Source organism: Sulfitobacter sp. 15WGC (assembly GCF_005068605.1).
GTDB lineage: Bacteria > Pseudomonadota > Alphaproteobacteria > Rhodobacterales > Rhodobacteraceae > Sulfitobacter > Sulfitobacter faviae.
On sequence record NZ_SZNL01000006.1, the window covers coordinates 108,895 to 121,764 of the forward strand.

General features: G+C 63.2%; 15 protein-coding genes. 6 read left to right on the top strand and 9 right to left on the bottom strand.

The window, feature by feature from the left end:
* Nucleotides 1-41: 41 nt before the first annotated feature.
* Nucleotides 42-1,538 carry a catalase gene (locus FCK22_RS06940; RefSeq protein ID WP_067266854.1) on the bottom strand — a complete coding sequence of 499 codons (1,497 nt, stop codon included), beginning with the start codon at nucleotides 1,536-1,538 and terminating at the stop codon, nucleotides 42-44.
* Between the two features lie 95 nt (nucleotides 1,539-1,633).
* Here FCK22_RS06940 and FCK22_RS06945 point away from each other — a divergent pair, with 95 nt between their 5' ends.
* Nucleotides 1,634-2,551, top strand: a complete 918-nt coding sequence (locus FCK22_RS06945; protein ID WP_067266852.1) for a hydrogen peroxide-inducible genes activator — start codon at nucleotides 1,634-1,636, stop codon at nucleotides 2,549-2,551.
* A gap of 82 nt (nucleotides 2,552-2,633) precedes the next feature.
* Here FCK22_RS06945 and FCK22_RS06950 read toward each other — a convergent pair whose 3' ends face one another.
* Entirely contained in the window at nucleotides 2,634-3,182 is a 549-nt protein-coding gene (locus FCK22_RS06950) for a peroxiredoxin (protein ID WP_067266850.1), read from the bottom strand.
* Between the two features lie 242 nt (nucleotides 3,183-3,424).
* On the opposite strand from FCK22_RS06950, the gene lipA reads away from it, so the two are divergent.
* A complete protein-coding gene (gene lipA / locus FCK22_RS06955) occupies nucleotides 3,425-4,378 on the top strand; it encodes a lipoyl synthase (protein WP_067264040.1) in 954 nt (317 codons plus the stop codon).
* A 20-nt stretch (nucleotides 4,379-4,398) separates the two neighbouring features.
* On the opposite strand, the gene FCK22_RS06960 is transcribed toward lipA, so the two are convergent.
* From FCK22_RS06960 to hpt, 4 genes are all read right to left on the bottom strand, one after another.
* Complete coding sequence (locus FCK22_RS06960; protein WP_067264043.1) at nucleotides 4,399-5,286, bottom strand: cytochrome c; 888 nt, start codon at nucleotides 5,284-5,286, stop codon at nucleotides 4,399-4,401.
* A gap of 3 nt (nucleotides 5,287-5,289) precedes the next feature.
* On the bottom strand, nucleotides 5,290-5,769 hold the full coding sequence (locus tag FCK22_RS06965) for a cytochrome c (RefSeq protein ID WP_082852041.1): 480 nt from the start codon (nucleotides 5,767-5,769) through the stop codon (nucleotides 5,290-5,292).
* Between the two features lie 92 nt (nucleotides 5,770-5,861).
* Nucleotides 5,862-6,038 carry a hypothetical protein gene (locus FCK22_RS18870; protein ID WP_197470872.1) on the bottom strand — a complete coding sequence of 59 codons (177 nt, stop codon included), beginning with the start codon at nucleotides 6,036-6,038 and terminating at the stop codon, nucleotides 5,862-5,864.
* Nucleotides 6,035-6,571, bottom strand: a complete 537-nt coding sequence (hpt, locus tag FCK22_RS06970; RefSeq protein ID WP_067264049.1) for a hypoxanthine phosphoribosyltransferase — start codon at nucleotides 6,569-6,571, stop codon at nucleotides 6,035-6,037. The genes FCK22_RS18870 and hpt overlap by 4 nt, the downstream gene beginning before the upstream one ends.
* A gap of 69 nt (nucleotides 6,572-6,640) precedes the next feature.
* Here hpt and FCK22_RS06975 point away from each other — a divergent pair, with 69 nt between their 5' ends.
* Entirely contained in the window at nucleotides 6,641-7,093 is a 453-nt protein-coding gene (locus FCK22_RS06975) for a type II toxin-antitoxin system RatA family toxin (protein WP_067264051.1), read from the top strand.
* Here the strand turns inward: FCK22_RS06975 and FCK22_RS06980 are convergent.
* From FCK22_RS06980 to FCK22_RS06990, 3 genes are read right to left on the bottom strand one after another with little or no spacing between them, the layout of a single operon-like run.
* Nucleotides 7,090-7,563: a CinA family protein gene (locus tag FCK22_RS06980; protein ID WP_067264053.1), complete on the bottom strand. Its 474-nt coding sequence runs from the start codon at nucleotides 7,561-7,563 to the stop codon at nucleotides 7,090-7,092. The genes FCK22_RS06975 and FCK22_RS06980 overlap by 4 nt on opposite strands.
* The gene (locus tag FCK22_RS06985; RefSeq protein WP_067264054.1) at nucleotides 7,564-8,055 is read right to left on the bottom strand and encodes a phosphatidylglycerophosphatase A; all 492 of its coding nucleotides are present in this window, start codon (nucleotides 8,053-8,055) and stop codon (nucleotides 7,564-7,566) included.
* Nucleotides 8,052-9,182, bottom strand: a complete 1,131-nt coding sequence (locus FCK22_RS06990) for a bifunctional 2-C-methyl-D-erythritol 4-phosphate cytidylyltransferase/2-C-methyl-D-erythritol 2,4-cyclodiphosphate synthase (RefSeq protein ID WP_067264056.1) — start codon at nucleotides 9,180-9,182, stop codon at nucleotides 8,052-8,054. Before FCK22_RS06990 ends, FCK22_RS06985 begins: the two co-directional genes overlap by 4 nt.
* 184 nt (nucleotides 9,183-9,366) lie before the next feature.
* Here FCK22_RS06990 and dusB point away from each other — a divergent pair, with 184 nt between their 5' ends.
* Genes dusB through FCK22_RS07005 form a run of 3 tightly spaced genes read left to right on the top strand, consistent with a single transcriptional unit; the run spans nucleotide 9,367 to nucleotide 12,822 of the window.
* Nucleotides 9,367-10,359 (top strand): tRNA dihydrouridine synthase DusB, encoded by a 993-nt coding sequence (gene dusB, locus FCK22_RS06995; protein ID WP_082852039.1) that lies wholly within the window; start codon nucleotides 9,367-9,369, stop codon nucleotides 10,357-10,359.
* Nucleotides 10,356-11,441: an ATP-binding protein gene (locus FCK22_RS07000; RefSeq protein ID WP_067264058.1), complete on the top strand. Its 1,086-nt coding sequence runs from the start codon at nucleotides 10,356-10,358 to the stop codon at nucleotides 11,439-11,441. The genes dusB and FCK22_RS07000 overlap by 4 nt, the downstream gene beginning before the upstream one ends.
* Before the next feature lies 1 nt (nucleotide 11,442).
* Nucleotides 11,443-12,822, top strand: coding sequence for a response regulator (locus FCK22_RS07005; protein ID WP_067264060.1), 1,380 nt, complete (start codon nucleotides 11,443-11,445; stop codon nucleotides 12,820-12,822).
* Nucleotides 12,823-12,870 lie beyond the last annotated feature (48 nt).

The window sequence follows — 12,870 nt, forward strand, 5'->3', positions numbered from 1 at the left end:
AAGAAGGGGCGGCAGGATGATAATCCTGCCGCCCCGTTGTTTTAGTCTGCGACCTTCACCGGCGTCTCATCTGTGACCGAGATCGCCACTTCGTCTTTCTCGCAAGCGGCACGCACACCGGCGGCATAGTCGGGGTGCACTTTCTCAAGCACCGCATACCAGCGTTCTTTCACCGACTGCGAACAGGGCGCCATGGCACCGGCCATGTTCTCGTGCAGACGGTCACGCTGCGCCTGATCGAACACCTCGGTATAGAGCTTGCGCGGCTGGATGTAATCGGCATCCGCCTCTTCCTGCACATACCGGTCCGCATCGCCCGAGATGCGCAGCGGTGGTTCTTGCACCGATGGATCGGGACGGGCCGAGCCTTCGTATTGGTTCGGCTCGTAATAGGCGTCCGGGTGGCCGGTCTGCTGCGGGAAGAACCGCATCGCGCCGTCCTTGTGGTAGTGATGCATCGGCGCGGCCTTGGGCGCGTTCACGGGCAGGGCCTCGTAATGCGTGCCGAGACGGTAGCGGTGCGCATCCGCATAGGAGAATACCCGCGCCTGCAACATCTTATCGGGCGAGAAGCCGATGCCGGGGATTTTGTTCGACGGCGAATAGGCAGCGTTCTCGATGCTCTGGAAGTAGTTGTCAGGGTTGCGGTTGAACTCCAACATGCCGACGGGGATCAGCGGGTAATCCGCATGCGGCCAAACCTTGGTCAGGTCGAAGGGGTTGAAGCCGCAGGTCTCGGCCTCTTCCTCGGGCATGACTTGGATGTTCAGCTCCCATTTCGGGTAGTCACCGCCTTCGATCGCGTTGAAGAGATCCTCTTGGAAGTTCTCACGGGTGGAGCCGATCAGCTTTTCCGCGTCTTCATTGGTGCGGTTGCGGATTTCCTGCTGGCAGCGGAAGTGGAACTTCACCCAGTGACGCTCGCCCTTGGCGTTCCACATCGAATAGGTGTGGCTGCCGTAGCCGTGCATATGCATTGGGTTCACCGGGATGCCACGGTCGGACATCAGGATGGTGACCTGGTGCACACATTCGGGCTGCGCCGCCCAGAAGTCGAACATCGCCTCGGGCGACCGCAGGTTGGTGCGCGGATGGCGTTTCTGGGTGCGGATGAAGTCCGGGAATTTATAGGCATCGCGGACAAAGAAGATCGGGGTGTTGTTGCCCACAACGTCCCAGTTGCCCTCTTCGGTGTAAAATTTCACCGAGAAGCCGCGCACGTCACGCTCACTGTCGGCGGCGCCAAGCTCGCCCGCCACGGTGGACCAGCGCGAGATGATTTCGCAGGTCTTGCCCACTTCGGAGAAGATCGCAGCACAGCTATATTGGCTGATGTCATGGGTGACGGTGAAGGTGCCCTCGGCGCCCCAGCCCTTGGCGTGAACGGCACGCTCAGGAATGCGCTCGCGGTTCTGATGGGCGAGCTTCTCGATCAATTGGTAGTCGTCCAGCAGGACCGGGCCACGGGCGCCCGCGGTCTTGCTGGTGTCGTTTGTCGGCATCGGTGCGCCGGCGGTGGTGGTGAGACGCTTGCTCATCTTGGGTTCCCCTCGGTTACTGTCTGACAGCAAGATGATCGATTCCCCCCATAATTTCCAATTGCAGTTTTATAAAATTGCGATAGGTAAAAGTTATGAATTTTACCCTGAAACAACTCGAATACTTTCGCGCGCTGGCGACCTTGGGCAACTTCGGGCGGGCGGCGGAGGCGAGCAATATCTCCCAGCCAGCGCTTTCGGTGCAGATCCGCAGTTTGGAGGAAACGCTCGGCGGGCGGCTGATCGAGCGGCAAAGTCGCGCTTCGGTGCTCACGCCCTTGGGCCGCGAGGTGCTGACCCGCGCCGAAGATATCCTGCGCCGCGCCAAGCTGCTCGAGGCCACGGCGCGGGAGCAGGTGGGGCTGGCGGGCACGTTGAATCTCGGGCTGATCCCGACCGTGGCACCCTATCTTTTGCCCGGCGTGCTGGCCGCGTTGCGGGCGCAGGATATCTCGCTTCGGGTTGAGGTACGCGAGGCGCAGACGGATCAATTGCTGGCCGATCTGCGCGCCGGGGCGCTGGACGCGGCGGTGATGGCGGTGCCCTCGGGTGAAACGGGCCTCGCAGAGGTGCCGCTTTTCGAGGATCGCTTCCTGCTGGCCGGGTCCGCCGACCGGATAGCGGGGGCGGATGTCGCCCGCCCGACCGATTTGGCCCGCACACCGCTGATGTTGCTGGAGGATGGCCACTGCCTCACCGATCAGGCGCTGGAGGTTTGCCAGCGCGACCGCACGCAGGCGGGCATTCACACCGGGGCCTCCTCCCTCGCCACGCTGTCGCGGCTGGTGGAGGCGGGCTTTGGCATGACCCTGATGCCCGAAATCGCCGCCAAGACCGAGCTTGATGCCGCACCGGGGCTGCGCCTGCACCGTTTCGGCGCGCCGGAACCTGCGCGGCAAATCGGGCTCGTCCGCCGGGCGGGCACGCCGGGCAGCGGTTGGGCGGCGCAACTGGCCGAGACGCTGAAGGAAGTGGGGGAGGGGCTGACCGGAGAACTGCGCGCGAAATACTAGGCGCTGTGGGGCCTGCCGGGTCAAAGGGAGCGTGTCAAAAGGACCGGGCCAAAGGGCCCGATCCGGTCACATGAAAGAGCGCTTAGGCCGCTTCGGTTTGTTTCTGGTTCTCGAGGTATTCCAGCAGGGTCTCAGGGCTGGAAACGCCGTAGGGGTCTTCGTCGTGGTTGTCACGGATGCCGGGCTCTTCGAACCATGCTTCGATCTGACCATCGTTGATGATCGCCGCATAGCGCCAGCTGCGCGGGCCGAAGCCAAGGTTGTCTTTGGCGACCAGCATGCCCATGCGGCGGGTGAATTCGCCCGAACCGTCAGGGATCACGTCGATGTTCTGGACGCCCTGCATCTCTTTCCACTTGTTCATCACAAAGCTGTCGTTGACCGACAGGCAATAGATCGCGTCGATGCCATGCTCTTGGAAGGCGGCGAAATTGTTTTCGAACCCGGGCAGCTGGTAGGTGCTGCAGGTCGGGGTGAAGGCACCGGGGAGGGAGAAGAGCACAACGCGCTTGCCTTTGAAGAAATCATCGCTGGTCTTGTCTTCCCAGCGGAAGGGGTTGGACCCTTCGATGCTTTCGTCGCGCACGCGCGTCTTGAAGGTGACGTTGGGGACATTGATACCGGGTTTCATCGCGTCTCTCTTTCTCGGATTGGAATCTTTGCGGCTTGGTAGCCCATATAAGAAGCCTCGGCAACTCTCGCAATGCTGCAACTGCATTGTAATTTTTCAGTTACATATCAACGTTCTAAATCAACGGTCTAGGGCGATGCCGCCTTTGCATGGCCGCCTTGTCGCGGGGGCGTATGCAGTAGGTGGCCATCGGGTTAAGGACTGTGATAAACAAGGCGCGACACAATGATCAGAGGCCCCCGATGCGCGATCTGAAGATACCCGAACAGCGCCACCCCGAAAAGGCGCGCAAGCCCGACAACGCCCAGCCGAAAAAGCCGAGCTGGATCAGGGTCAAAGCGCCCGGCGGCAAAGGCTATGCCGAAACCGCGCGGATCATGCGCGACAACAAGCTGACCACGGTCTGCGAAGAGGCGGGCTGCCCCAATGTCGGGGAATGCTGGTCTCAGGGCCACGCAACGATGATGATCATGGGCGAGGTCTGTACCCGGGCCTGTACCTTCTGCAACATCGCCACCGGTAAGCCGCCCGAGGCGCTGGACGTGTTCGAGCCGGGCCGCGTGGCCGAAGCGGTCGCCAAACTGGGGCTGAACCATGTGGTCATCACGAGCGTTGACCGCGACGATATCGAAGACGGCGGGGCGGAACATTTCGCCCAGACGATCCGCGCCGTGCGCCACCGCAGCCCCGACACGACAATCGAAATCCTGACACCGGATTTCATCCGCTGCGGTCCCGAAGCCCTTGAAAAGGTTGTCGAAGCGCGACCTGATGTGTTCAACCACAACCTTGAAACCGTGCCGGGCCTCTATCCCGAGGTGCGCCCCGGCGCGCGCTACTTCCACTCCCTCCGCCTGCTTCAGCGGGTCAAGGAGTTGGACCCGTCGATGTTCACCAAATCGGGCATCATGGTGGGTTTGGGCGAAGATCGCCAAGCGGTCATTCAGGTCATGGAAGACATGCGCGCCGCTGACATCGATTTCCTGACCATCGGCCAGTACCTACAGCCGACGCCCAAACACCATGCGCTGGACCGTTTCGTCACCCCCGAAGAGTTCACCTCTTACGAAAAGGCGGCCTACGGTAAGGGCTTCCTCATGGTCTCGGCCACGCCGCTGACCCGGTCGAGCTACCACGCGGGTGACGATTTCGCGCGGCTGCGCGAGGCGCGTAACCGCAAACTGGGTATTGCCTGATCGAAAAGACGCGCCCGGCGCTAACCGCCGGGCAGGGCCTTGAGGTAGGCCGCAATCGCTTCGCGGTCGCTTTCGGGGAGCTGCGCGAGGTTGCTGACCACCTCGGCCATCTCACCGCCCGCGCTGTCGTATTCCGGCGTGAAGCCGGAGGTGAAATAGGCTACGAGATCGGGCTTTGACCAATCAAGCTGATCCGGTGTGATGCCGGGAATACGCCCCTTGCCCGAAGGGTTCGGCGCGCCGGTCAGCCAAGCGCCCCGGTCAAGCGCGCCCAAGGCATTGCGCGGGGTGTGGCATTCGCCGCAATGGGCAAGAGCTTCGACCAGATAACGCCCGCGTTCGACCTCAGCATCGGGCGCGTCGCTCATCACGAAATCATCATGTGAAAACAGCGCCTTCCATGCGCCAAGCCCGCGACGGATGTTAAAGGGGAATGCCACCTCATGCGGCAGGCTCGGCGTATCCGAGGCGGGCAGGGTCTGCATATAGGCAAAGAGGTCCACCACATCCTGCGGGGCGAGGTGTTGGTAGGCCGTGTATGGAAAGGCGGGGTAATAATGCTGCCCCTCGGGCGAGACACCCCGCGTCACGGCACGGGCGAACTCCGGCAGGGTCCAGTCACCGATGCCATGCTCTGGATCGGGGGAGATATTGGGCGCGTGGAAGGTGCCGAAATCACTGGCGAAGGGCAGCCCCCCGGCCAGCACCAGCCTCTCATCCTCTTCACTTTCGGGCGCAGCGTGGCAGGAAACGCAGCCGCCAGCGGCAAAGACCAGCGCGCCCGCCTCCGGGTCCGGTGTCAGCCCGGCACCATAGGAAGGCTCAAGCGGATTGGGCCGGGTGAGCGCCCAGCCAAGGGCCGCGCCGAGAGCGGCACAGCCCAGCAGTACTGGAATGACCCGTCGCAAGGATCAGTTCTTGGGGCCGCGGTAATCGTCATGGCAAGCGCCGCAAGCCTTGCCGATTGCGCCCATGCCCGCCCTCAGCGCGTCCAGATCGGTGCCCGCGGCCTCGATCATATCCGCGCTGGCGGTTTCCAGCGCCATCAGCGCTTCGTTGAACCCTTCGGCATCGCTCCAGATTTCGGCCTTGGCGCGGGAACCTTCGACGGCGCCTTGCTCGGTCCCTTCAAGCCAGAGGGTGCCCGGCGCGAAACCGGCGGCGGCGTTCAGATTGGTCGCGGCGGCGGTGGCCATCTCGGCGTTATACTCCGTCTCGCCCTTGGCCATGCCGCCCAGAATGCCGGTATGATAGGCAATCAGTTGCATCTGCGCATGGCGCGCGTTCACCGCCGCACTGGCGGCTTTCTCACTATGGCTGGCGGCGAAGCCTGCGGTGGCAATCAAGGCGGCGCTGATACCAATGGCGGTAATGCTTTTGGTCAAATGCATGGTCATCTCCCTTTTCTTGCCGCAGCGTAACATGGCAGGGGCAGGTCGCAAAAAACAAAAATGTGATCAGCGGGATAAGACTGCGGGCAGGGTCAGAACCGGCGGGGGATACGTTCGGCCGTGGCCCAGTCAGGCCAATAGCCCAGCCATTCGACAAGCCCCACGGCCAAAGCCGCCGCGATGATCGCAAAGACCAAGATCACCCGTTTGCCCGAAGGTGGATTGCGCGCCCATTGGGACATGCGCAGCAGCCACCGCGGGTCCATCACGTAAAGCGGACTTTCCCGATGAAGGGCAGGTTGCGGTCGCGTTGGGCAAAGTCGATGCCATAGCCCACAACGAATTCATCGGGAATTTCAAAGCCGGTCCAATCCGCCTTGAGGTCGACCTCACGCCGGGTGGGTTTGTCAAGCAGGGCGATGGACTTCAACCGCGCAGGCTCACGGGAGCGCAGCAGGTTGGTGACATGGTGCAGCGTGTGGCCAGTGTCGACGATATCTTCGACAACCAGCACGTCGCGCCCTTCGATGGCCCCGCGCAAGTCTTTGAGAATGCGCACCTCTCGGCTGCTCTCCATGCCGTCGCCATAGCTGGAGGCTTCGAGGAAATCGACTTCGATCGGCAGGTCCAACTCACGCACCAGATCGGCGATAAAGACGAAAGAGCCGCGCAGCAGGCCGACCACGACCAATTTATCGGTGCCGTTGAATTCACCGTGAATCTCACGGCAAAGATCTTCGATCCGCGCCGCGATGGCCTTGGCCGAGATCATTTCGTCGATGACATAAGGCCCGTGTGCCATGGTTTTGCCCTTGAATCTGCGGGGTTGAGACGTGAAATAGGGGGTTAACCCGCAACGCTACGGAACGCAATGCCTACGCACTCAGAGACCCGCCAACTGCCCTATAGCGCGCAACAGATGTATGATCTTGTCGCCGATGTGGGCCGCTATCCTGAATTCCTGCCCTGGACCGCCGCCGCGCGCATTCGCAGCGACGAGGACCGCGGCGATCATCGGGTGATGGATGCCGATCTGGTGATCTCGTTCAAAGTCTTTCGGGAGCGGTTTACCAGCCGCGTCGTGCTGTGGCCCGGGGCCAAGAAGATCGACACGGAATACCTCGACGGACCATTCAAGTATATGAAATCAAACTGGCATTTCGAGGATAATCTCGAAGGCTGTCAGGTGCATTTCTTCGTCGATTTCGAATTCCGCAACGCCATCTTGCAAAAGGTCATCGGCGTGGTTTTCAACGAGGCGATGCAGCGTATCGTGCGCGCCTTTGAGAACCGCGCGAAAGAGCTTTACGGCCCCAAGGGTTAAAGCGCCGCGTATCCTTGCAGCAAAAGGCCGAGCGCGTGGTCGCGGGCGGCCAAACGCACGGCATCACGGCCCTGCGCGCCGAACTCCACCGTTTCTGTCTGAACCCCGGCTGCCGTGGCAAGGCCGAAACAGACGCGGCCCTCGGGCTTGTGCTCTGATCCGCCGGGGCCTGCGATGCCGGTGATGGAGACGGCGATCCGCGCTTCGGACCGCGCCAGAGCGCCCGCCGCCATTCCTTCGGCGACCTGTTCCGAGACCGCACCCCAATCCGCCAACGTCTCCTCCGACACGCCCAGCATCGCCATCTTCGCCGCATTGGTATAGGTGACGAATCCCCGGTCCAGCAGCGCCGAGGAGCCCGGCAGATCGGTCAGCGCGGCGGTGAGCATGCCGCCGGTGCAGCTTTCCGCACAGGCGACCATCGCGCCGGTTTCGCGGGCCTTTTCCAACAGTTGCGCGGCAAGGCTCATTTACAGCACCCCGTGATAAAGTGCGGCCAGCGCCATGACGCCGAGCGCCGCGAAAACCCCGGCAAAGATATCGTCGAGCATCACCCCCCAAGGCCCGCCCAGACGGTCGGCCCAGCCGATGATCAGCGGTTTGGTGATGTCGAACAGCCGGAACAGCGCGAAGGCGGCGATCCAACCGGGCCACATGGCAAGGATCGGGATTTGCATCGACCATGCGGCATAGGAGAGCGGCAAAAGCGCGATCCACTGGCCGACCAATTCATCGACCACCACCTCTCCGGGGTCATGATCCGGCCCGCCCGCGGTGTAGCGTCCGGTGGCCCACCAGCCCAAGGGAATGGCCACCAAAAGCCCGATCACCAGCAGCGGAAAGCCCCCCAACACATGCAAAAGCCAAGCATAGGGCAGGGCGATGAGCGACCCCCAAGTGCCCGGCGCGGGGCGGATGTGGCCAACGCCCAGTAGCGTCGCGATCAGATGTGCTGCGGTCATGATTTCACCAATGTTGCCGTTGCCATACAGGCGATGCCTTCGCCCCGCCCGGTAAAGCCGAGGCGCTCGCTCGTGGTGGCCTTGACTGATACGCGGTCGATCTCAATCCCCAGCATCTCGGCCATCGCGGCGCGCATCGGCTGCACATGAGGGCCGATCTTGGGGGTCTCGCAAATCAGCGTGCAATCGACATGGGTGAGGGTGAAGCCCATGTCGCGCGCCAGTTCCGCGGCATGACGCAGGAAGATATCGCTGCGCGCGCCTTTCCATTGTGGGTCGCTCGGCGGGAAATGCTGGCCGATGTCGCCGCGTGCAAGCGCGCCGTAGATGGCATCGGTCACCGTGTGCAGCGCCACATCGGCGTCGGAATGGCCGACCAGCCCGTTGGTATGTGGGATGTCGATGCCGCAGAGGGTCACGTGATCTCCGGGGCCGAAAGCGTGCACGTCAAATCCGTTGCCGGTGCGAATGTCCATGCGGGTCTCCAATATGCGGGCGGCGCGGGCGAAATCCTCGGGCCGGGTGATTTTCAGGTTATCGGCGCTGCCTTGGGTGATGGCAACGGTCAGGCCCGCCGCGCGGGCGACTTCGACGTCATCCGCCGCTTGGCCGTCATAAGCCGCATGCGCCGCACGGATCGCGGTGAGGTCAAAGCCCTGCGGTGTTTGCGCGGCGAAAAGGGCGCTGCGGTCTTGGGTGCCGGTGACGCGGCCTTCGTGCCCCTGCCAAAGCGCGTCACTCACCGGCAGCCCCGGCGCGGCGGCTTGATGGTGGTCGAGCGCGTCGATCACGCCTGAGATGATTTGGGCCGAAACGCAGGGCCGTGCCGCATCATGGATCAGCACCTTCCTCGCCCCCCGGATCGCCGCAAGCCCGCGTTGGACCGAGGCCGCGCGGTCCGCCCCGCCGGTGGTGACGGTGATGCCACCCGCCGTGAATGCCCCTGCATGATCCATGTCGTCCGCGTTCAGCACCAGCACGATCTCGGTGATCTGGGGCAGGGCGCGAAAGGCGGCGATCGTGTGGTCGATCACCCGCGCCCCCGCCAGCGCCTGCCATTGCTTCGGCTGCGGACCGCCGGCGCGGCTGCCGCGTCCTGCGGCAACGATCAGAGCTGCGATACTCATTTGGGCAATCCGGAAAAGCTGGCGAACATGGCCCTGTCTAGGCAATGCGGCGGCGGGGTGCAATCTGGGGTGGCTGCCTAAAAAATGGGCAGTGCCTTGGCGCATAGCTGCTTTTCCGGGTAGTTTTATTGAGGTCACCCCGTGGCAGAGCTACACAGCAAGGGACCGCACAAGGATTAAGCATGTGACCGCCGACCCCCTGACATTCGACCCGCCGGTATTCCTCGCCCCGATGGCCGGGATCACCGATCTGCCCTATCGCAGCCTCGTGGCGCGATTCGGGGCCGGATTGGTCGTGTCCGAGATGGTCGCCAGTCAGGAGTTGCTCAGCCGCCGCCCCGGCACGCGGGAGAAAGCGGAACTGGGGCTCGATGTCATCGGCACCTCCGTTCAGCTTGCCGGGCGCGAGGCCGAACCGATGGCCGAAGCCGCCCGCATGGTCGAGGCGATGGGCGCGCGGATCATCGACATTAACATGGGCTGCCCGGCCAAGAAGGTTACGCAGGGCGCCTCCGGCTCGGCACTGATGAAGACCCCCGATCACGCACTGCGGCTGATCGAGGCGGTGGTCGGCGCGGTCAAGGTACCGGTGACGCTGAAAACCCGGCTGGGCTGGGACGACAATATGCTCAACGCCGCCCCGATCGCCAAACGGGCCGAAGAGGTGGGCGTGCAGATGATCACCATCCACGGGCGCACGCGCTGTCAGTTCTACAAGGGCCGCGCCGATTGGGCCGCGATCCGGGCGGTGAAAGAGGCCGTGAATGTTCCGGTCATCGCCAATGGCGACATTATTGGCAGTGACACGGCGCGCACGGCGCTGCGGCTGTCGGGGGCGGACGGTGTGATGGTGGGCCGCGGTGCGCAAGGAAGGCCGTGGCTGCTGGCGCAGATCGCCCATGATCTGCATGGACGGCCCAAGCCGATGATCCCGCAAGGGCAGGCGATGGCCGAAATGGTGGCCGAACATTACGACGAGATGCTGCGTTTCTACGGCACCGATTTGGGGGCCAAGGTCGCGCGGAAACATCTGGGCTGGTATATGGATCACTGCGCCACCCCTGCCGATCTGCGCCGCGCGCTGCTCACGGCGCGCGAGGTGAAAACCACTTTCGATCTCATCGCGGAGGCCATGCAATATGACGCCGCCACCGCCCAACCCCGGGCCGCAGCATGAGAAGCGAGACCCCGGAGCGGCAGGTTTGGACCTCTCTGCCGGTGCCTGCTTTCATCGTCGGTGCCGATGACCGGGTCGTCGATCTGAACCCCTCTGCCGAAGGCTTCCTCAATGCCTCCGCCCGCGCCACCATCGGCCAGTCGATCTGGCAGCTGATCGCGGTGGATCACCCGCTTGAGGCCGCATTCGCCCGTGCGCGGCTGCAAGGCACGCCGCTTTTCGTCAATGACGTGGATGTGGGCGCGATGCAGCGCGCGCCCTTGCAGTGCGGCTTGCAGATCGCCCCGCTGGTGGGCGGCGCAGGCGAGATGGTCTTGATGATCACCCCGCGTGAATTGGCCGGGCGCATCACCCAAGATCACAGCGTGAAATCCGCCGCCAAATCCGCCATCGGCATGGCCGAGATGCTGGCCCATGAGATCAAGAACCCGCTCGCCGGGATCACCGGCGCGGCGCAGCTCTTGTCGATGAACCTGTCCAAGAATGATCTGGAACTGACCGATCTGATCGTCGCCGAAAGCCGCCGCATCGTGAAACTGCTGGAGCAGGTCGAACAATTCGGCAATCTGACCGCGCCCGAGCGCAAGCCCGTGAACCTGCATGACGTGTTGGACCGCGCCCGCCGATCGGCTCTGCTGGGCTTTGGCTCGCACATGAAAATCACCGAGGATTACGACCCCTCGCTGCCGCCCGCGCTTGGCGACAAGGACCAGCTTTTGCAGGTCTTGCTCAACCTCATTCGCAACGCGGCTGAGGCGGCGGGCGAGGCGGGGGGCACCATCCGGCTCCGCAGTTTCTATGAACATGGCTTCCAGCTGCGCCGTGCTGATGGGGATGGCCAGCCGTTGCCCCTCCAGATCGAAGTGATCGACGATGGCCCCGGCCTGCCGGATCATATCCGCGCCGATGTTTTCGATCCCTTCGTCTCGGGCCGGGAGAATGGCACCGGGCTGGGCCTCGCCTTGGTGAGCAAGATCATCTCAGACCATGGAGGCTGGATTTCCGTCAGTTCCGCCCCCGGTCGAACCGCATTCCGCATTTCGCTGCCGCGCGCAGGCGCCGCTGCCCTCAAGGAGAATTGACATGGATGGCACCATCCTCGTCGCCGATGACGACCGCACAATCCGCACCGTTCTGACCCAAGCGCTGACCCGCGCGGGCTGCAAGGTGCATGCCACGTCAAGCCTGACCACCCTGATGCGATGGGTCAGCGAGGGCAAGGGCGACGCGGTGATCTCTGACGTGGTCATGCCCGATGGCAACGGATTGGAAATGTTGCCGAAAATCGCGCAGGACCGGCCCGGCCTGCCGGTGATCGTGATCTCGGCGCAGAACACGATCATGACGGCGATCAAGGCGGCAGAGGCCGAAGCCTTTGACTATCTGCCCAAACCCTTCGACCTGCCGGACCTGATGAAACGCACGGCGCGCGCCTTGGAGCAGCGCACGACGCTCAGCCGCAAAGCTGCCGCCGATGACAGTGCCGAGATCGACGCGGAGCGTGATGATCTGCCGATGATTGGCCGCACCCCGGTGATGCAAGCGCTCTACCGCACCGTGGCGCGTGTGATGAACACGGACCTGCCGGTGCTGATTTGGGGCGAGAGCGGTTCGGGCAAGTCACTGATCGCGCGAGCTATTCACGACTTCTCTGATCGGCGCAGCCTGCCGTTCGTGACCGTGACGGACGCCGATCTTGCCGATATCGAAGGCCCCTCGCGGGTGCTGGCGCGGGTCGGCGGGGGCACTCTGATGATCGATGAGATCGCGGATTTCCCGCAGGATATTCAAGCCCGTCTGGTGCGGATGATGGACGCGCCGGGCGATGACGCGCCGCGCTTCATGGCCACCAGCCAAAGCGATCTGGATGCCGCGATGCAAGAGGGCAAGCTGCGCCGCGATCTCTATTACCGTCTGTCTGGGGCGACCCTCGAAGTGCCCGCCCTGCGAGATCGGGTCGAAGACATCCCGCTTTTGGCGGACCATTTTCTGGCCCGCGCCAATCCCGGCCCTGCTTCGCCGCGCAAGCTGTCGGACAAAGCTGCGCAGATTTTGCTGAAATTCCCATGGCCCGGTAATGTGCGCCAGTTGGAGCATGCGATGCGGCAACTCGCGCTCGCCAGCCAAGCGGCTGAGATTACGGCCAGCGAGGCTGAGCAACTGCTGGGGGCGCAAAGCGGTCCGGCACCGATGCAGACCGAGGCCGATACCGAACGGCTGGGCGCCTCGGTCGAGCGGCATTTGCAACGCTACTTTGATCTGCACGGCTCCATGCTGCCGCCGCCGGGTCTCTACGCGCGGATTCTGCGTGAGGTTGAGCTGCCGATGATCGAAATCGCCCTTGCCGCCACGGCGGGGAATCAGGCGAAATGTGCCGCTTTGCTGGGAATTAACCGAAATACTTTGCGCAAGAAGATCACCGACCTCGATATTGAGGTGACACGGGGCCGCAAGATGATGTAAAAGAGCCACATAACAGTGGCCATCGGGGAACTCCCCCGTTCAGGACCA